At 31.6% G+C, this 19,350-nt stretch carries 18 protein-coding genes; 5 read left to right on the top strand and 13 right to left on the bottom strand.

What is annotated here, in order from left to right; genetic code table 11:
* Nucleotides 1–77: 77 nt before the first annotated feature.
* Entirely contained in the window at nt 78–1,637 is a 1,560-nt protein-coding gene (locus ACO6VN_RS03390) for an alanine/glycine:cation symporter family protein (protein ID WP_228086158.1), read from the bottom strand.
* A gap of 361 nt (nt 1,638–1,998) precedes the next feature.
* Between ACO6VN_RS03390 and ACO6VN_RS03385 the strand changes: the two genes are divergently transcribed.
* Nucleotides 1,999–3,111, top strand: a complete 1,113-nt coding sequence (locus ACO6VN_RS03385; protein ID WP_017000866.1) for an AI-2E family transporter — start codon at nt 1,999–2,001, stop codon at nt 3,109–3,111.
* A 366-nt stretch (nt 3,112–3,477) separates the two neighbouring features.
* Here the strand turns inward: ACO6VN_RS03385 and fabI are convergent, their stop codons facing one another.
* From fabI to ACO6VN_RS03350, 7 genes are all read right to left on the bottom strand, one after another.
* Complete coding sequence (fabI, locus tag ACO6VN_RS03380) at nt 3,478–4,251, bottom strand: enoyl-ACP reductase FabI (protein WP_194200931.1); 774 nt, start codon at nt 4,249–4,251, stop codon at nt 3,478–3,480.
* 150 nt (nt 4,252–4,401) lie between these two features.
* Nucleotides 4,402–6,243 carry a cation:proton antiporter gene (locus ACO6VN_RS03375; protein WP_194200932.1) on the bottom strand — a complete coding sequence of 614 codons (1,842 nt, stop codon included), beginning with the start codon at nt 6,241–6,243 and terminating at the stop codon, nt 4,402–4,404.
* Between the two features lie 10 nt (nt 6,244–6,253).
* Nucleotides 6,254–7,636, bottom strand: a complete 1,383-nt coding sequence (gene mgtE / locus ACO6VN_RS03370; RefSeq protein WP_016999369.1) for a magnesium transporter — start codon at nt 7,634–7,636, stop codon at nt 6,254–6,256.
* A 50-nt stretch (nt 7,637–7,686) separates the two neighbouring features.
* The gene (locus ACO6VN_RS03365) at nt 7,687–8,529 is read right to left on the bottom strand and encodes an RluA family pseudouridine synthase (protein WP_216683314.1); all 843 of its coding nucleotides are present in this window, start codon (nt 8,527–8,529) and stop codon (nt 7,687–7,689) included.
* A gap of 3 nt (nt 8,530–8,532) precedes the next feature.
* A complete protein-coding gene (locus tag ACO6VN_RS03360; RefSeq protein WP_016999371.1) occupies nt 8,533–9,336 on the bottom strand; it encodes an NAD kinase in 804 nt (267 codons plus the stop codon).
* 12 nt (nt 9,337–9,348) lie between these two features.
* Complete coding sequence (locus ACO6VN_RS03355) at nt 9,349–9,984, bottom strand: GTP pyrophosphokinase (protein ID WP_016999372.1); 636 nt, start codon at nt 9,982–9,984, stop codon at nt 9,349–9,351.
* A 5-nt stretch (nt 9,985–9,989) separates the two neighbouring features.
* Nucleotides 9,990–10,346: a hypothetical protein gene (locus tag ACO6VN_RS03350; RefSeq protein ID WP_422404224.1), complete on the bottom strand. Its 357-nt coding sequence runs from the start codon at nt 10,344–10,346 to the stop codon at nt 9,990–9,992.
* A gap of 135 nt (nt 10,347–10,481) precedes the next feature.
* Here ACO6VN_RS03350 and ACO6VN_RS03345 point away from each other — a divergent pair, with 135 nt between their 5' ends.
* The 3 genes from ACO6VN_RS03345 to ACO6VN_RS03335 all read left to right on the top strand — a co-directional run bounded on the left by ACO6VN_RS03345 (nt 10,482) and on the right by ACO6VN_RS03335 (nt 12,324).
* Nucleotides 10,482–11,060: a CYTH domain-containing protein gene (locus tag ACO6VN_RS03345; protein ID WP_070045153.1), complete on the top strand. Its 579-nt coding sequence runs from the start codon at nt 10,482–10,484 to the stop codon at nt 11,058–11,060.
* Nucleotides 11,061–11,155: 95 nt separating this feature from the next.
* Nucleotides 11,156–11,515: a globin gene (locus ACO6VN_RS03340; protein WP_194200934.1), complete on the top strand. Its 360-nt coding sequence runs from the start codon at nt 11,156–11,158 to the stop codon at nt 11,513–11,515.
* A 20-nt stretch (nt 11,516–11,535) separates the two neighbouring features.
* Complete coding sequence (locus ACO6VN_RS03335; protein ID WP_016999376.1) at nt 11,536–12,324, top strand: DsbA family protein; 789 nt, start codon at nt 11,536–11,538, stop codon at nt 12,322–12,324.
* A gap of 624 nt (nt 12,325–12,948) precedes the next feature.
* On the opposite strand, the gene pepF is transcribed toward ACO6VN_RS03335, so the two are convergent.
* The 4 genes from pepF to spxA form a co-directional block, all read right to left on the bottom strand.
* A complete protein-coding gene (gene pepF, locus ACO6VN_RS03330; protein ID WP_216683313.1) occupies nt 12,949–14,754 on the bottom strand; it encodes an oligoendopeptidase F in 1,806 nt (601 codons plus the stop codon).
* A gap of 47 nt (nt 14,755–14,801) precedes the next feature.
* Nucleotides 14,802–15,785 (bottom strand): competence protein CoiA, encoded by a 984-nt coding sequence (locus ACO6VN_RS03325; protein WP_216683312.1) that lies wholly within the window; start codon nt 15,783–15,785, stop codon nt 14,802–14,804.
* A gap of 45 nt (nt 15,786–15,830) precedes the next feature.
* Nucleotides 15,831–16,538, bottom strand: coding sequence for an adaptor protein MecA (gene mecA, locus ACO6VN_RS03320; RefSeq protein ID WP_016999379.1), 708 nt, complete (start codon nt 16,536–16,538; stop codon nt 15,831–15,833).
* Nucleotides 16,539–16,689: 151 nt separating this feature from the next.
* Nucleotides 16,690–17,085 carry a transcriptional regulator SpxA gene (gene spxA, locus ACO6VN_RS03315; protein ID WP_016999380.1) on the bottom strand — a complete coding sequence of 132 codons (396 nt, stop codon included), beginning with the start codon at nt 17,083–17,085 and terminating at the stop codon, nt 16,690–16,692.
* Between the two features lie 339 nt (nt 17,086–17,424).
* Here spxA and trpS point away from each other — a divergent pair, with 339 nt between their 5' ends.
* A complete protein-coding gene (gene trpS / locus ACO6VN_RS03310; RefSeq protein ID WP_216683311.1) occupies nt 17,425–18,420 on the top strand; it encodes a tryptophan--tRNA ligase in 996 nt (331 codons plus the stop codon).
* Between the two features lie 35 nt (nt 18,421–18,455).
* Here trpS and opp4C read toward each other — a convergent pair whose 3' ends face one another.
* Nucleotides 18,456–19,343 (bottom strand): oligopeptide ABC transporter permease, encoded by an 888-nt coding sequence (gene opp4C / locus ACO6VN_RS03305; protein WP_016999382.1) that lies wholly within the window; start codon nt 19,341–19,343, stop codon nt 18,456–18,458.
* Nucleotides 19,344–19,350: the final 7 nt, after the last annotated feature.

Here is a 19,350-nt window from a genome sequence, read left to right as displayed (position 1 = left end):
AAAAACGCTCCCAACTATACATATAAATACATTGTACAGTAGAGAGCGCATATTTGAAAGCGTTTGATATTTATAAATTATTCTTTAATATCAAATTCTTTTAAACGTTTAGGATAATCTTCATGCCAGAATTTTGCATCTGGAACTTCATTTGGATCGGGTCTATATATTGCATATTTTCCTGAACCTTTTTCTTTCTTTTGTCTTTCGAAATCTTTAAGTGCTCGTAATGCTGGTTTGTGTAGTATCCATATTGCAATAATATTTAACCACGCCATCATACCAACACCCAAGTCACCCATCATCCATGCTACATCCGCCGTTTTAACACAACCATAAATTGTGGCAGCTATGAGCACTATCCGCACAAGATTTATCCATATTTTCTGCTTGTCGGAGGGGACTATAAAGCTGACGTTGGTTTCTGCAATATAGTAATATGCGAGTATAGTTGTGAAAGCAAAGAAGAATAACGCTAATGCGATGAAATATGAACCTATTCCAGAATAGCCTGGACTAAATGTATAGTCATCTCCTGAGAATGCTTTATCTATACCTGCTTGTGCATACATTGCTGTACCACTCATATCTTTACTACCATCAGCACTTTCTACATAAATTCCATTATCATGAATTAAATGTGGCGATCCATCTTTATTTGTAGCACCATCTGTAGTATTAAATGTACCTGTCATTAAAATCATTAATGCTGTTGCTGTACACACTAATAATGTATCAATATATACAGAGAACGCTTGTACTAATCCTTGTTTTGCTGGGTGTGAAACTTCTGCTGCAGCTGCGGCATGAGGCCCAGTACCTTGACCTGCTTCATTTGAGTACAGTCCACGCTTTACACCTATCTCAATCATGGCACCAAATATACCACCAAATGCTGCTTCAGCTCCAAAGGCTGATTTAAATATAAGCGCAATTAACGAAGGAACTGCATCTATATTAAGAATAATAATTAATATTGCAAAACCTATGTAAATAATAGCCATAAACGGAACAACTGCCGTTGCTACATTTGCAATTGATTTAATACCACCAAAAATAATTAACGCTAGTAATATTGCTAAAACAATAGCTATAATCCATGCATTCAAACCGAATGCATTTTTCATTGAAGAGGCAATCGCATTTGATTGAACACCAGGTAGTAACAATCCTACTGAAAGTATTGTAACAAGTGCAAAAATAACTGCGTAAATTTTTCCTGCTTTACCCTTTATACCAGTTTCTATATAGTAAGCAGGGCCCCCACGGTATTGACCTTTAATTTCTCTTTTATAAATTTGACCGAGCGTTGATTCGATGAAAGCTGAACTAGCACCTAGGAACGCGGTTGCCCACATCCAAAATACTGCACCAGGACCACCGATGAAAATCGCTGTCGCAACACCTACAATATTACCAGTACCAACACGACCAGCTAATGAAACTGCTATCGCTTGGAAAGAAGAAATACCTGTAGGTGACTTTTCCCCTTGAAACATTAACCTTATCATTTCTTTAAAATGTCTAATTTGAAAAAACCGCATCATAAATGAGAATAAAATTCCTGTAAGTAATAAACCATATACAAGGGCTTTACTCCACACTATATCATTGGCAAAGCTAACAATAGATTCCATAATAATCTCCCCTTTGTTGTAAGCCTGTAAGATAATTTTTGAATTCTGAAAATTTGGAAATTATCTTGTTATGATTATACCATGTATAAAAACACAATCAATATATTTTTTCACTTAATAATTATATTATTTGTAAGCGTTTTCTTTGTTGATTTAATCTTTTTTTATATTAATATAGTTTAAAATACTATTAACTTTCTATTCATGAAAGATTAATATTTATTCTAATCCGTACAACTTAAAATTAGTATAGATTAATTTACGAATATAGATTTAAAAGTATTTCCAATAATCATTGTCAATTTTCATTTTTCGCTTATAATATAATGGTATACAAAACTAGATTAAAGGAGGTACGCTCTTGTTAAATAAAGCTTGGTTCCGTTCAGGAATCGCCATTCTCCTAACATTTCTAATCATAAAAGTATTTATGGAAATTAATCAGATTTTTTATCCAATCATTGTTATTGTTCAATCGATTTTATTACCTTTATTATTAGGTGGTTTCTTATTCTATATTTGTTTACCATTTCAAAAAATGTTAGAAAAAAGGAAAATACCTAGATGGGGCAGCATCACTATTTTAATGATTGCATTAGTATTCGTTATTATGTTGTTCATTTCTATAGTTGCACCTCTAGTAACAGATCAAATTAACAATTTAATTAGAAACATGCCTTACATCCAGCGTGAAGTACAAAATGCAGTAGATTATGCTTTACAACAAAGAGATAGACTACCAGATAACATTTCTCAAAAAATTAATGACTCTATAGAAAGTATTAGTGGTATTGTGACAGATATGCTTTCAAACTTATTTGGATATATATCTTCATTAGTATCAACACTTTTCTTATTAATTTTGGTACCTTTCTTCTTAATATATATGTTGAAAGATCATGAAAGATTTATCCCGTTTATCGCTAAACCATTTAGAGGACGTACAAAGTGGTTCGTAGTTAATTTATGTAAAGACATTAACCAAACGCTACAAGCTTATATACAAGGCCAAGTAACAGTCAGTCTAATCTTAGGTGTGTTACTTTATATCGGTTATACATTTGTAGGCTTAGACTACGCCCTATTACTTGCCTTGCTCGCATTAGTAACTAATATGATACCATTCCTGGGACCATGGTTAGCTTTCATACCAGCAGCCATTATTTCAATAATTCAAGATCCAGTGATGTTTATATGGGTAAGTATTATTACGTTAATTTGTCAGCAATTAGAAGGTAATGTTATTACACCAAATATTATGGGTAAGACTTTAAGCATTCATCCCCTAACAATTATTACTGTTATATTAGCAGCTGGTAATTTAGGAGGATTCGTAGCTATTTTAATTGCTGTACCAACTTATGCTGTTATTAAGACAATTGTTAGAAATGTATACACACATAGACAATCAATAAGTTCAACAGCATCGAGAACGGTAGAAGATGATCCAATAGTAGATAATGATTTAAAATAATGACTATTTAAAAAGCCGAAACACGGCATTTGTGTTTCGGCTTTTTTTATTGTACGCTGCCCTTATTTCAAGCTATATTCATTTTGCGGTTCGATAATTTTATTTATCGGACTGTATTTCGTGTTTAAGTCTGAGACATAACAATGTATCAGACCTCTTTATTATGACAGCAGTAGCTGATTAAATTGAAAATGCACTTATATCAAGCTTTTTTCAATCCTAGTCATCCTTACCGGGGCGGGACTACGAAATCTCTCTCCCATTTTAAATATCATTTCATATAAATAAAAACTCACAATTCGAAGGTTAAACAACAACGAATTGTGAGCACTATTTATGAGCCTAGTATACTTCCCAAACTAATAATTATTTTACGATATGATATCCTGAATCAACATGAATGTTTTCACCAGTTACACCGCTAGAGTAATCACTTAGCAAGTAAGCAGCTGTTTTACCTACTTCTTCTGTGTCTATATTGCGTTGTAATGGCGCACGTTCTTCAATTTCTTTAAGGATAGAGTTAAATCCACCTACACCTTTAGCACTTAAAGTACGGATTGGTCCTGCAGAAATTGCGTTAACACGGATATTATCTACGCCTAAATCACTTGCTAAATATTTAACATTTGCTTCTAAACTTGCTTTAGCTACGCCCATAACATTATAGTTAGGAACTGCAAATTCTCCGCCTAAGTATGTAGTAGCAACGATGCTGCCACCTTCAGGCATAAGTTTTTTAGCTTCTCTTGAAACAATTGTTAAAGAATAAGAACTGATGTCTTGTGCAAGTAAGAATCCTTCTCTTGTTGTATCACTAAATCTACCACGTAAATCTTCCATATTAGCGAAAGCAATTGAATGATAAACGCCATCTATTTTACCGAACTTATCTCCTATTTCTTTAAAAGCATTTACAACGTGATCGTCTTGTTGAACATCGCATTCATATAAATATGCTTCATCTTGGTTTTTTAGTTCGTCGAATAATTTTTCAAGTTGATTTTTACTACGTTCTTTTCTGTAAGTAAATACTAATTTAGCGCCAAGTTCATCTAATACTTTTGCTACGCCGAAACCAATACTTCTCTTATTAGCAATACCCATAATGACATATGTTTTTCCTTCTAAATTAAACATTCATTTAACTCCTTTAATATGTATATTATTCTTTACATTCACTGGTAATGATACCACTGGTCATACCACCTGACAAGCATAATACCTTTATTTTCATTTAGAAAAAAGCAAAAATGAGCAGCAAGTTTCACTCCTCATTTTCACTTTAAATCAAATGAATTCCATATCTTGTTTTAGTTCTGATACATATTCTTTCGAACCTGTAACAATCAGTTTATCTCCATATTGTAATTCTGTATCACCATGCGGTACGATTGAATCTTTTCCTCTAATAATTCGTACGAAAATGATATCGCCTGCAAAAGGAAATGAACGTAGTAACACATTGTGGTAACTGTGATTTTTCATTTCGATTTCATATAGTGATGTTTCTACGTTACTTAATAAGTTCAGTACGTTTGGAGATTCAATTAAACCTTTAAGTAAAATCTTATTACTTAAGAAACTACTAAAGAATTCAATGTTTTTATCGTGTAATTCATCATCTTCTGAAATGTTTTCTTGCTTACAAATAATTCGTTTAACACCATGTTTATGAGCCATTAAAGCTACTTTTTTATTAATAGTATCATCATTTGCAGAACAAACAATGATATCTGATTTAAATAATCCAAGCTCTATTAGTTCTTCTTCAACATAATCATCTAACTCATGTGTTTTAATACTTTCATCTAAATTACGATGATCAGCTAAGTCTTTTCTAAAGAACATAGTCGTTTGATATATGTGTGAATGAATACTTTGAGCAACTGGTATAGACAGTTGGTTTTTACCAATGAAACTTACTTTAACAATTACTTTAGTTTCTTCTGGTATTGGGAATAATTTCTTGAATACTATTGGTACAAACACACATGTTATTACTGCACTTAACACAAGTATACCTGAGATTTCAGGTGAAATAGTGCCTAATTGTTCAGCAATTTTAGCAGCTGCAATTACAAGAGAAAGTGTTGATGTTAATAAAAATGCTGATGAAATTGTTGTTTTCATATCATACCATTTCCCGATAATACTTACTGGTATTAATTTTGAAATTAAGAAAGCAATAAACAATAAAGGTATGATAAGCAACAAGCCTGGTTCTTTTATTAAAGAAGGTATGTTTAAATTTACACCGACCATGATAAAGAATATTGGTATGAAAAACCCATATCCAAATGAATCTAATTTCTCTATCATATCTTGATCTGGACCAAGCAATGAAACAATAACACCTGCTAAGAAGGCACCAAGTATATTTTCAGCACCTACGCCTTCTGCTAAAGCAACCAATAGAATAATAAGTGCAAATACTGCTCTTATCCCTATTTGTGTTGTTCCTGAAGTTAACTTTTTTAAGAACGGTGATTTAATGAAATAGCCACCAATTATGTAAAATACAATTCCAAATGCGATTAAAATCGTTATTAACCATAGCGGTGAATCACCTTTTGCGTTTATCGTACCGTAAACAGTTAATAGAATCATCGTTACTAAATCTGCTACAACTGCTACTAGTAAAATAAACTGGCCTATGCTCGTATGCATAATATTCATTTCTTTAAGCGTTGGAACAACTACGCCTAGACTTATTGTTGAAATGATAATAACCATAAGTAAAACATCATCGATTAAACCTGTCCATTTAAATACAAATGCTAAAAATATAGATAAAATCATAATCATTGAAAAGACGATAGTCATTAAAGATAAATTGCTTGGAATTTTATTCGCTTCTTCATCTTCTGAATGTTTCTTTGACTTAAATGCATTGAAATCAATTTCTAAACCACTTAAAAACATCAAAAAGATAAATCCAAGTGTAGATAAAATGGATAACCAAGCATCCTCTTTAACTAGACCAAATAAAGAATCACCAATTATAATCCCCATTATAATTTCGGCTACGACTACAGGTAAGAAAGATATCTTAAGTCTATTGACTAGTATAGGGGTTAAAAATGCTGCTACTACCACTATTACTAGCGAAGTAAAACTAGAATGTTCCATATTTTTCTCCTTATATTAAATATGACATAAATGCAGTTGCTAAACCAAAATATATTAACATACTAATAATGTCATTAATTGTCGTTATAAACGGGCCGCTTGCTACTGCAGGATCTATATTCATTTTATTCATAAACATAGGTATGATTGCTCCCATTAATGTACCAACTGTCATTGCAATTGTAAGACTGATGGAAACAATCAACGCCAAAACTGGCTCTCTGTATAATAAAATAATAATTAGAAATAAACTAAGTGCACAGCAGAAACCAGTTAATAAACCGGAGCCTGATTCACGTAAAGCGAGCTTGAATTTGCTTTGCTCATCAATTTCCCCTGTGGATATATTACGTACTGAAACGGCTAAAGATTGCGTTCCTGAGTTACCACTCATACCACTAATTATTGGGATGAAAGCTGCTAATAAAGCTACTTGAGATAAGGTTTCTTCGAATTGGCCTAGTATTGATGCTGTAATCATACCTAATACTGTTAAAATTAATAACCAAGGTAAACGTTTCATTGCTGTTTGAAATACAGTATCGTTAGTAGAGTCTATATCAGACACACCGGCCAATTTAGAGTAGTCTTCACTTGCTTCTTCATCCATAACATCTAAAATATCATCGATTGTTATAATACCTAATAAATGATCTTGATAATCAATAACAGGTAATGCAATTAAATCATAATCTCGCATCGTTTGAGCTACGTCTTCTTGGTCATCTGCTACATTAGAACTAATTACACGTTCACTCATAATTTCTTCGATATATGCGTCGTTTTCTGCGACGATTAAATCACGTAGTGAAATGACACCAGCTAGTTTTTTATTCTCATCTACAACAAAAATAACGTAAATTGTTTCTGCTTGAGGCGCTTGTTCTTTTACATAAAACATAGCTTCCTTTACAGACATTGTAGAATAAACTGAAATGTATTCTGTTGTCATGATACCGCCGGCAGTATCTTCTTCGTAATGAAGTAACGCTTTAATTTCACGTGCGTCTTCCCGGTTCATAAGCGTGAGCAAAGTGGCAACTTTATTCCTAGATAACACGTTTAGAATATCTACTGCGTTATCGTAAGACATATCACTTAACATTTCACTTGCATAATTGGCATTCATATTTTGAAATATTTCTTCATATTCTTCGTCATCTAATTCAGTGGTTTCAAAGAAATCCGCAACTTCATTAGGTGAAAGAAATTGATATATTTTTTGCTTAAAGGTATCATCACATATTTCAAAGTATTCACCTTGGTCATAAGTATGTAAGCGTAAAAATTCTTCTCGAAATTGATCAATATCATTGTTCTCTAATAAAGCATCTAACTGTTCTTTATCAAATGCTTCATCCTCAACATATTGCTCATTATTTTCGTTTGCCAATCTTGCCACCTCCTCTTAAAAAATTCAATTCATTATAGCACATCTACGTATTATAAGTGATAATGGACATCATCTTCAATATAAATTTTCCTTTTAGTAATTGGGTGTTCAAATTCCACAACATGACATTGTAATAGCTGGTGAGAGTATGCTGTTTCATCAGAACCATACAAACTATCTCCTACAATAGTATGGCCAATGTGTGAAAGGTGAACACGGATTTGATGTGTTCTTCCGGTAAATAATTGTAATTTTAATAATGAGCGCGTATCTTTTTGGTCCAATAATTCGTAATATGTATGCGCAAATTTTCCCGAGTCAGAAACTTCTCTTTCTATAATAGAATGTCTCGCTCTCGCTATAGGTGCGATAATATTTCCGCTATTTCGTAATACTAAACCATGAACAATTGCTAAATAATATTTATTAATAACCGTTTGTGACATCATATGGTGCAATAGTTGATGTTTCGTAAATATAACTATACCACTTGTCCCTCTATCTAAACGTGTAACGATATGTGGTATTGTTTGTTCTTCATTTTTATTCATATGGTATAGCACCGCTTCAACTAAACTATTGTGCGGGTGTTCTCTCGAAGGTGCTGTATTAATGATAGCTGGTTTAGACACTATAATTAACCATTCATCTTCATATAATATATTTAATGTAATATCAAAAGGCTCTAAATTAATGCTTGGCGTTTCATTCGGTAAACATACTTCTACTTTATCCCCTTGTTCTAATACTTTTCTTACAGTTGCATGTTCCCCATTAACAAATAAAGCACCATTTTTCTTAATGGCGCTTAAACTCTTTTTAGATATGCCTTTGTCATATAAAAATGTCTTTAACAACATAGTCGATGTTGCATTATATTGTAAAGTTTTCATATGTTAATCCTCATTTGAGATAAATGAATCATGCACTCTTTTCCAAAATGGGAAAGGTCTGAATCTAGCAAATCTCACTTTTTCATTTGCAACTCTATATTGTATAGACTCAATATTTTTATGTTTAACGTTAACATGATCAATCGTAACTTGTAATGTATCTTGATTAACCGGATGTATGTGACAAACGTGATGTTTAGGTAATACTAGTGGTGAGCCAACCGTTCTAAACACTCGGTTGTTTATAGATGCGATTTCTGCAATTTGCATCGCTTCTAAAGATGGATGTATTAAAGCACCACCTAATGCTTTGTTATAAGCAGTTGAGCCAGACGGTGTAGATACGCATAAACCATCACCTCTAAAGCGCTCAAATTGTTCTCCTCTCAATACTAAATCCACAACTAATGTCGCACCATCATCTGTTTTGATTGTCGCTTCGTTCAAAGCAAGATATCTTGTTTCATATCCACCCTTTTTATAACGAACAATTACTTCTAACAATGGATACTCTATTACTTGATATGTAGAGTTATTAATTTCAATAATAAGTTTTTCAACTTCATGCGGTAGCCAGTCAGCGTAGAAACCTAAATGTCCTGTATGTACGCCGACAAAACTTACATCCCCTAGCATGTGACTATACTGGTGAAATGCTTGCAATAATGTACCATCTCCACCTACCGAAATTACAATATCAGGAGATTCTTCATCTTGAACCATATTAAAATCAGTCATATGGTTTTTCATTTTGTACATTAACGCATTAGACTTAGAGTCACCTTTTGACAAAATATTATATTTCACAGCATTCACCCCTCAATCATGATTATGTTTATTGCTTTTCTGTCTAGAATAATATTTTTGAGCTTCTTGAATTTCTTCACGAATTTCAGACATTTCCTCATCTAATAAAAATGCTGCTTCTGCTGCTCTTTCAAGCCTATTCCTTATTTCTGGAGGATAAGCACCGTCATACTTATATCTTAAAGTATGTTCAATTGTTGCCCAAAAATTCATTGCTAACGTTCTAATTTGTATTTCAGCCAAAACAGTTGTCTTACCATGTAATGTTTCAATAGGATAGCTTATGATGACGTGGTATGAACGATATCCACTTTCTTTAGTGTATTGAATATAGTTTCGTTCTTCTACCACTTCAAAATCTTGACGTTGTCTTAGCAATTCCACAACAACATCTATATCATCAACAAATTGACACATCATTCTTAAACCTGCAATATCATACATTTCTTCCTTTAATCTATCGAAAGGTATGTTACGCTGATTTGCTTTATCAATAATACTTGAAATTGGCTTTACGCGACCTGTAACAAATTCTATTGGCGAAGGTCTATCTAAAGATTCGTATTGTTTACGTAACCCCTTCAATTTAATCTTCAACTCGTCAATTGCTTGTTTATATGGTGCCAAAAATTCGTCCCATTGATTCATAACCATCACTCCGCTTTGTTTAATTCAAATGCTTCTTCTACAGAAGCGACAAATGCTTTACCATAGTTGTGATTATCTGCGATGTTGTCTAGTAAAAATTCCATTTCTTCTTTAAATGAAGTTAATATTAAATGATCGTTCACGATGACCTCTTTATCAAAATTCTCGTGAATCATTGACCATGTTTCTTCGACAAATAATAAATAATCATATTGTTCCCCACTGTCTAGCATATATACAAACACAAGATTATCGCTATCAACAATCATATGTTCAGCCGGCTTTAATCCATCAGTTGGTTGGTCAGTATAACATTGTATTTGATTATCATTAATTTTAATTTCATTTACATAAATACGCATGACTGTTCCTCCTTATTCCCATTCATTTTAACACATTTTAATTTAAAGATTCATAACATGACTCTATTTTTACATAATTACTTGTTTAACCTATTATCTTCTATAATAATAGTATTAAAGGAAGTGTTAAAGACAATGGGACAAGAATTAGAAATAGAGTTTAAAAATTTACTTACTCGAGAAGAATATTCATCATTAAAACAATATTATTTTAAACAAAACGAACCTTTTAAACAAACAAATCACTACATAGATACAGAAAACCACGATATCATTTCTCAAAAAATGGCACTAAGAATACGTGAGAAAAACAAACAATATGAAATGACTTTAAAAGTACCACAAAAAGTGGGTTTACTAGAGTACAACGAAGTAGTAGACAGTTTACCACCAATAAATGAACCGTTAGACAAACATTTTTTACCAAAAAATATTTCTGAAATATTAAATAAACAGCAAGTCCCCTTAAATGAACTAAAGCTCTTGGGCGACTTAACGACATATAGATTAGAAAAAAGCCTAGATACAGGCCTTCTCGTTTTAGATCATAGCGAATATTTAGGGAAAGAAGATTTCGAATTGGAATTTGAAGTAACAGACTATAATAAAGGAAAAGAAGCCTTTTTAGAGCTACTTGCTGAACATCAAATTGAAAATCGTAAACCAGATAACAAAGTGAAACGCTTTTTTGACGCCCAAAGTCAATCAACATGAATTTGTTTTGATTACAAGTCGAATTACTTTTAAATATATAAGAACATGTTATATTAATATTATCAAGATTGAAATAAGCAAGAAAAGGTGAAATTATGACTCCATATGAAGTAATCGACCCCAAAGATTTATACGACATGATTGATCACTTTTATTACCTTGTAGAAAAGGATACACGGATTAATCATCTTTTCCCTGGTGACTTTGCAGAAACAAGTCGTAAACAAAAACAATTCTTAACACAATTTTTAGGTGGTCCTGCTTTATATACAGAAGAACATGGACACCCTTTGTTACGTCAACGTCACATGCCTTTTAAAATAACAACTAAAGAACGAGATGCATGGTTAGAAAATATGGAAAAAGCACTTACGACATCTCATTTAGAAAGAGATATACAAGAATATTTATTTGAAAGACTTAAGCTAACTGCAAATCACATGGTTAACGCTTAATATAGTTGAAGGTGGATAATATGGCCGAAGAATTAAGATTAATCCATGCTAATGAACAAAGTAATGCTGATTTAACACCAGCAAGCAAAATAGAAATATATTCATTTTTCGATCCATTTTGCGAAGATTGTTTTAATCTTTCTTCTACATTAGCAAAGTTAAAAATAGAATATCAAAAATACGTAAAGATTCGTCAGATTTTGAACCCATCTCTTAAAGTATTAACTAAATGTCAGGCTCAAAGTACATGTGAATTTGATAATATAGCACTAGCTTTTAAAGCTGCTGAATTACAAGGACATAATCGAGCTACAAGATTTTTAAATTTAATTCAGAATGAGATTATACCTCATGAAAAAATTATTACAACAGAACTTATTAGAAAATGCGCTTTTAAATCGGGAATAGACTTATCTGTTTTTATAAATGATTTAAAAGAACAAGCTTTAACAGAAAGCCTACAGACGGACATGCATATTGCTCGAGAAATGGATGTAAATATGACACCTTCCCTTGTATTCTTTAATGAAGATATACATTCAGAAGGTTTAAAAGTCGAAGGAACATATCCTTATCATATTTATACGTATATCATTCAAGAATTAATCGGGACAGAAGTTGAGAAACAACTTCCACCTAAACTAATCGAATATATACAATCACAAAAACTCGTTTCCGAACAAGAAATAGCAACAATATATGAATGGCCAGAGAAAATTGTAAAAAGAGAACTTAAAAAATTACAATTACAAGGTTACATTGAACAACAAGAATCTATTCATGGAGACTTCTGGAAATATAAGAAATGAAATTTACAAACTGAGCCTTGGACAATAAGTTTATTAGACTCAAATCAAACGGGATTGGGAAAGCATTATAAAAACAGCCAAAATTCTTTAGATAATAAGAATTTTGGCTGTTTTTTGTATGAGGAGCGATGATAATTCACTTTTATTCAGAAATCTAGGGATAAGAAGTACTCTATGTTGCACGTTGGCTTTGTCTTGCAACTTTCGAGAGGTCCTATTTGTATTTTATCGATTTCTACAATCACATTCTTACTTATTAATACCGAAATAAAAAAGGATTTATCCGTAGGTTTTCACCTAATGGATAAATCCTTTTAATTTGAGTATGAATTTTAATCACCCATACTCATGCATGAAAGATTAATTAATCTTTTGGGCTATTGCCTAATAGATAACTTTTGGGATGTTAACTATGAACGAATAAATAAAAAACACCGTGTCTGATTACACGGTGCTTAAACAAAGGGGATGGGAGAAATTTTTCACTTCAAACAAAGGGGTATGTTTGTTATGTGATTAATTTCATATACGTAATATAACATGCTATGTACACATAATTCAACAGAAAACCTCGTATTTTTCTATTTGTCACACACTTGTCATATTGGAAACGTGTACATGCTTTTAATCGCCTTTAACCAGTTTTTCAAAGGCATTTAATTTCTCTTCAAATACTTCCATCGCTTCTTCGATTGGTTGTGTAGATGTCATATCGACACCAGCTTTTTTCAATACTTCAATTGGATAATCTGAGCTTCCTGCTTTTAAGAATTCATTGATATATCTTTTAACAGCTGGTTCGCCCTCTTCTAAAATTTGTTTGCTTAATGCTTGTGCAGCACTATATCCTGTAGCATATTGATAAACATAGAAATTATAATAGAAGTGTGGGATACGAGACCACTCTTTAGCAATATTGTCATCTGTTATAACAGCGTCACCAAAATACTTTTTATTAAGTTCAGCATATTCATTATTTAATCTTTCAGCCGTTAACGGTTCACCGTCTTCTACAATTTTATGGATTAAATATTCGAATTCAGCAAACATTGTTTGTCTGAATAATGTTGCTCTAAATCTTTCAAGTTCTTGGTTTAATAAATATTTACGTTTTTCAGGATCTTCTAAGTTTTTATCCATGTATTCACTTAAAAGTGCTTCGTTTGTTGTAGATGCAACTTCTGCTACAAAGATTGAATAATCACTTTCATTTGATAATTGATTTTTACGACTAAAGTAACTATGAGCAGAATGTCCGAATTCATGAATTAGCGTAAATAAGTCAGAAATTGAATCTGTCCAGTTTAATAAAATAAACGGATTAGTTAAATGTGCACCAGATGAATAACCACCTGAACGTTTACCTTTATTCTCATAAACGTCTACCCATCTATTATTTAATCCTTCTTCAACAACTTCTATATATTCTTGCCCCATTGGTTGTAATGCTTTAACCATCCAATCTTTAGCTTCTTCGTAAGGCATATCAAATGAAGAATCTTGAACTAATGGTGTATACATATCATACATATGCATTTCGTCTAAACCTAATAATTCTTTTCTTAATTCTGTATAACGGTGTAATAAAGGTAGATGCTTATGTACAGTTTCAATTAAATTATCGTATACATCTTCTGGTATGAAATTATTAGATAATGCTTGTTGTCTAGCAGAATCATAATTGCGTACTTTAGAACTGAATATAGCTGTTTTTACTTTACCACTTAAAGTAGCTGTTAAAGTATTATTATGACTACCATAAGCTTCATATACATTATCGTATGCTGATTTTCTTAATACTCTATCTTCAGATTCTAATAGTTTTATATATGTTCCTTGCGTTAATTCGTGTTCATTACCATCTTTATCAATTGCTGGTTTAAATGTTAAATCAGCATTATTGAACATACCGAAAACATTACTTGGCGTTTGCAATGCTTCGCCCGCTTCAGCTAATATTTTTTCTTCTTTATCGCCTAAAATATGAGGTCTCTTTTTATTTAATTTTTCAATATCAAATTGGTATCTCTTTAATCCGTCATGTGATTCAACGAATTGATTTAATGTATCTTCATCTATAGACATTAATTCAGGTAAAATAAAGCTCCAAGCACTAGCAAATTTATTAGCTAAAGTTGCAGCTTTTGCTTCATATCCAGCGTATTTATCATTAGCAGTATCTTGATCGTGCTTTAAATGTGCATAGACATATACTTTACCTAATTTCTCGTCAATTTCACTATCTAATAACAGAGCGTTATATAGTGTTTCAGCATTATCTTTCAAATGTCCTTTATACTGTTGTTCTTTCCCTAAATAAGATTCTAATTCATTGAAAGCTTCTTCGTATGTTTCATCTGAAGAAAATATTGTTGTTAAATCCCAAGTGTACTTTTCTTCTTGTTCTTCCCTAGTAATTAATTTTGCCATATTAATAGCCTCCTTTGACATTCATATTAATAATTTTCTCATTAATCTCATTTTTTTGCACGTGATAAAGTCATTTTATTAAGTATTGATAAATATGACTTCAAGGCGCTTTTTAAAATGTCTTCCTTGGAATAGTTCACATTATTAAAAGTTCTAAATTTAATGAAGGAATTAAAACGTTCAAAAGTAAATGTACCTTTATTAATTTCTAAATATAAATAACATTGCCACGTTATAGCATTCGTTAAAATATATAATTGTTCTGGTACAATGATTCCTAAAAATTTAGGTCTATTCTTATGTATGAGACCAGATTGATATAATAAGGATAAAGTTGGTTCTAAAACACTTCTTGTTTGTCTACATTTTCCAATATAATTATTATAAAAATTATCATTTAAAAGAAATGTTGGCACTCTTGATACATTATGTGCTTGTAATAAATCTTCCCATTTTATGATATTCTTTCTAAAAATAAAATGGGAAATATCTAATGATTGTAATTGTTCATATTTAATTAGCAACTTACGTTTATAATCATATGTAATAAGTGTTCGATGCGTATGATTGATGAGAGCAGCTTCAAAATAACTTAACTTTAATATCCCATTACGCTCATTCGCCGGTTTACTTATCCAAATCACATTAAAATTTAAAGCCCTAAATCCTGCTGTTCTGCTAGCCAACAACTCTAGATTAATTGGTGAATATTGAAACTCTATAACAAGGTTACGATTTATCAATATGTCTGGTATTTGTTCGATTTCATGCAAATAATATTCCATGTCTATTTGTACTTTCTTATTTAAACTTGAATAAATGTGGTGCTTAGATGCTAAATGGGCTAAAGTTTCTTTCTTATAAACGTTTTTTAAACAATAACTATTAGATTTGTGAGCAAAATGAGCAATAGTATGCTTTCCACGTCTAAGAATTAACTCTGAATTACATTCAGGGCATCTATACAATTCATTGGATTTTGCATGTTGAGCATATACAAGTTCATTTCTAGTATTTAATCCCATAAGCATAAAAAAACACCTCTTTACTTTATTAAACGTAAAGAGGTGTTAAAATTACTTATTTTTAATTTGATTTTTTGGTTCAAAATATCTCGTGATTTGACCCATTACATTATAACTCATAACAACCTTAGCATAATCATCTAAATATAATTTAGACACTTGAGTTGGATTTGCATACTCTAATAGTTGTCCGTAGAAATCGTTAATAATTTCTTCGTTATCTATTTGATCAAATTGTACATAATAATAATATTTGTTGTCTAACATATATAATAAGTCTGTAAATACTAAGTCTTTATGTTCATTATAATGTGCATATTCAATAATATCTTCTAACTCTTCAAATCTAACAAGCAATCCTATATCTTTAGGAACAAATTGCTTTCTAGTTTCTTCATCTTGATCGTTTAAGAGTTCTCCAATATTTTGATCGGAATCGAGTGCTTGAGATAAGAAATCATTGACTTGATATTCTAATTGTTCATTAGATTCTTCATCAGTCATATTTAACAGTTCATCGCCTTTAGACTTAGAAACTGTAACTTCTACACCCTTTTCGAATGCATGCACTTGAATCCATAACGGGCCTTCAACTACGAATTCTTCTTCGTCATTGATTTCATCCATCATTGACCAGAAAAATTCTTCACCGCGTTTGCGGTTGGTCCATAAATCTTCCCTCTTGAAACCTCGCGCTTCGATGTCTTGATAAGTTATAAATAATTTTACCGTTGTTTCATCAATTCGTTCTATTCTCATAATGTCACACTCCCTTACTCTAGGAATAGTACATCCATTGTATTATAAACTCTTACATTTTAACAGTAATTTGTTCGAACTATTTTCTTTTATTTTTATACAAAAAAATAGCCCCTGTAAACAGGAGCCATAATTCTAATATTAGACCAAATTAGTCAACCATACGTTGAGCTTCTAAAAGTTGGAATGTACGCACTTTGCGTGGTAAGAAACGACGAATTTCATCTTCGTTATAACCAACTTGTAGACGTTTATCATCTAAGATAATTGGACGACGTAATAGTCCTGGGTTATCTTGAATAATTGTATATAGTTCTTGTAGTGGTAATGCATCGATATCCACATTTAATTTTTGATATGTTTTAGAACGAGTTGAAATAATTTCATCTGTTCCGTCTTCTGTCATTTTTAAGATTGATTTAATTTCATCTAATGTTAAGTGTTCTGAAAAAATATTACGCTCCGTATACGGAATGTCATGTTCTTGTAACCATGCTTTCGCTTTACGGCAAGATGTGCAACTTGGTGAAGTAAATAATGTTACCATACATCTCACTCTCCTAATTGAATATTATTTATGTTAAACGTCAGTGAACTTTATAAGATTATATTCCACTTATATATTATTTACCCTATATAGCACTAGGTTAAACATAAATGCTCACTTTGTTTAATTCCTATCTTAACGCTATAAATATATTATATAACTCAAAGATTAAAATTAAATGAGAAAAAACTAATAATTCATTAAAAAGCGAATAAATTATTGATTAATTCAGTGTAAATTGCGCATTTCCCTACTCATTAAGAATAACACAACTTACAAATTAATAAAATACTGTTATAATAGTAGAAAGAAATTATGTAGAAAAGAGGCATTTTTTTAATGGAAACTTTATTCTCTGGCATCCAACCTAGTGGGATTCCTACAATAGGAAATTACATTGGTGCGCTGAAACAATTCAATGAAATTCAATATAATTATGATTGCTATTTCTGTATTGTAGATCAACATGCAATAACAGTACCTCAAGATCGACTAAAATTACGTGAAAACACACGTAAGTTAGCAGCTATTTATTTAGCTTCCGGAATCGACCATGAGAAAGCAACATTATTTATCCAATCTGAAGTACCTGCTCACATTCAAGCAGGTTGGATTTTAACAACAATATCTTCAATTGGTGAATTGGAAAGAATGACACAATATAAGGATAAAGCTCAGAAACAATTTCAAGGTATACCAGCAGGTTTATTAACTTACCCACCTTTAATGGCAGCTGATATTGTACTATATAATACAAATATCGTTCCAGTGGGCGACGATCAAAAACAACATTTAGAATTAACTAGAAATGTAGTAGATCGTTTTAATACTAAATACAATGATATTTTAACTAAACCTTCTATTCATATGCCGAAATTCGGTGCAAGAATTATGAGCTTACAAGATCCAACTAAAAAAATGAGCAAAAGTGATGATAATCAGAAAAACTTTATTTCATTATTAGATGAACCAAACGTTGCCGCTAAAAAAATAAAAAGTGCCGTAACTGACTCTGATGGTATTGTTAAATACGATAAAGAGGGCAAACCAGGCATCAGTAACCTACTTGTCATATACTCTAGTATCACAGGTCAAACTGTTGAAGAATTAGAAGCACAATATGAGGGCAAAGGTTATGGAGATTTTAAAACCGATTTATCAGAAGAAGTTAAACGATTCTTAACAGACTTCCAAGAAAAATATAACTATTTCTATGAAAACAAAGATATTCTAGATGAAATCCTTGATCAAGGTAGAGATAAAGCTAGTAAAGTCGCTAATAAGACGCTTAAAAAAATGGAAAATGCAATGGGATTAGGTAGAAAAAGAAAATAATATAAAAAGCTTCATCCAAAATTGGATGAAGCTTTTTATATGTTAGACTTTGGATTCAATGCATCTTTTAATCCTTCACCTATAAAATTAATACATAAAATTGTAACTGTAATCGCAACTGCTGGAGGCATCCAAATCCATGGCTTCCCTCTAAGTACATCTCCTTCTTGAGCATCAGAAAGCATATTCCCCCATGTAGGTGTCGACTTATCTATTCCGAACCCTAAGAAACTCAATCCCGCTTCAGCAACTATTTGGACGGCAAATAGCAAAGTCGCTTGCACTATAATAACGCTCAATATATTTGGGAATAGGTGCTTAAATAAAATTTTATATACAGGTGTACCGATAGACTTAGCTGCTAAAAAATATTCATTTTCTTTTTCTTGTAAAACTTTACCTCTAACTAACCGTGCGATACTAACCCATGAAAGAAGCACTAAAACAGTACCTAGTATAAATGCCGAACCATATTTACTATCAATTTTATCTGCAAAAGTAGCATTTAAAACTATGGCAAATGGTATAAAAGGGAATAGCATTATAAATTCAGAAAATCTCATAAGAAATGTATCTACCCATCCACCATAGTATCCCGAAATCATACCATATAACACACCTATAACTATTAAGCCGACTGTTGTTAAGAACCCAAAAATAATTGATACACGACCCGAGTACAATAATCTACTTAAAATATCTCTTCCTCCAGTATCGGTCCCTAATAAATACTCACTCGACATATTTCCTTTTATGTATACTAAATTTTGAGCATTAGGATCAAAAGGAGCTAAAAGTGGTGCAAACATTGACAATATAAATATCAACATAATCGTAATTAATGATGTCATTGCAATTTTATTTTTAATAAACTTATAAAAAGCTATTTGATATGGCGAATTGTTTTTATTAATTATTCTCATTTTATCC

Origin of the sequence: Mammaliicoccus sp. JADD-157 (assembly GCF_049310805.1) — a bacterium.
Lineage (GTDB): Bacteria > Bacillota > Bacilli > Staphylococcales > Staphylococcaceae > Mammaliicoccus > Mammaliicoccus lentus.
This window is presented reverse-complemented; position numbering and strand designations above follow the sequence as displayed.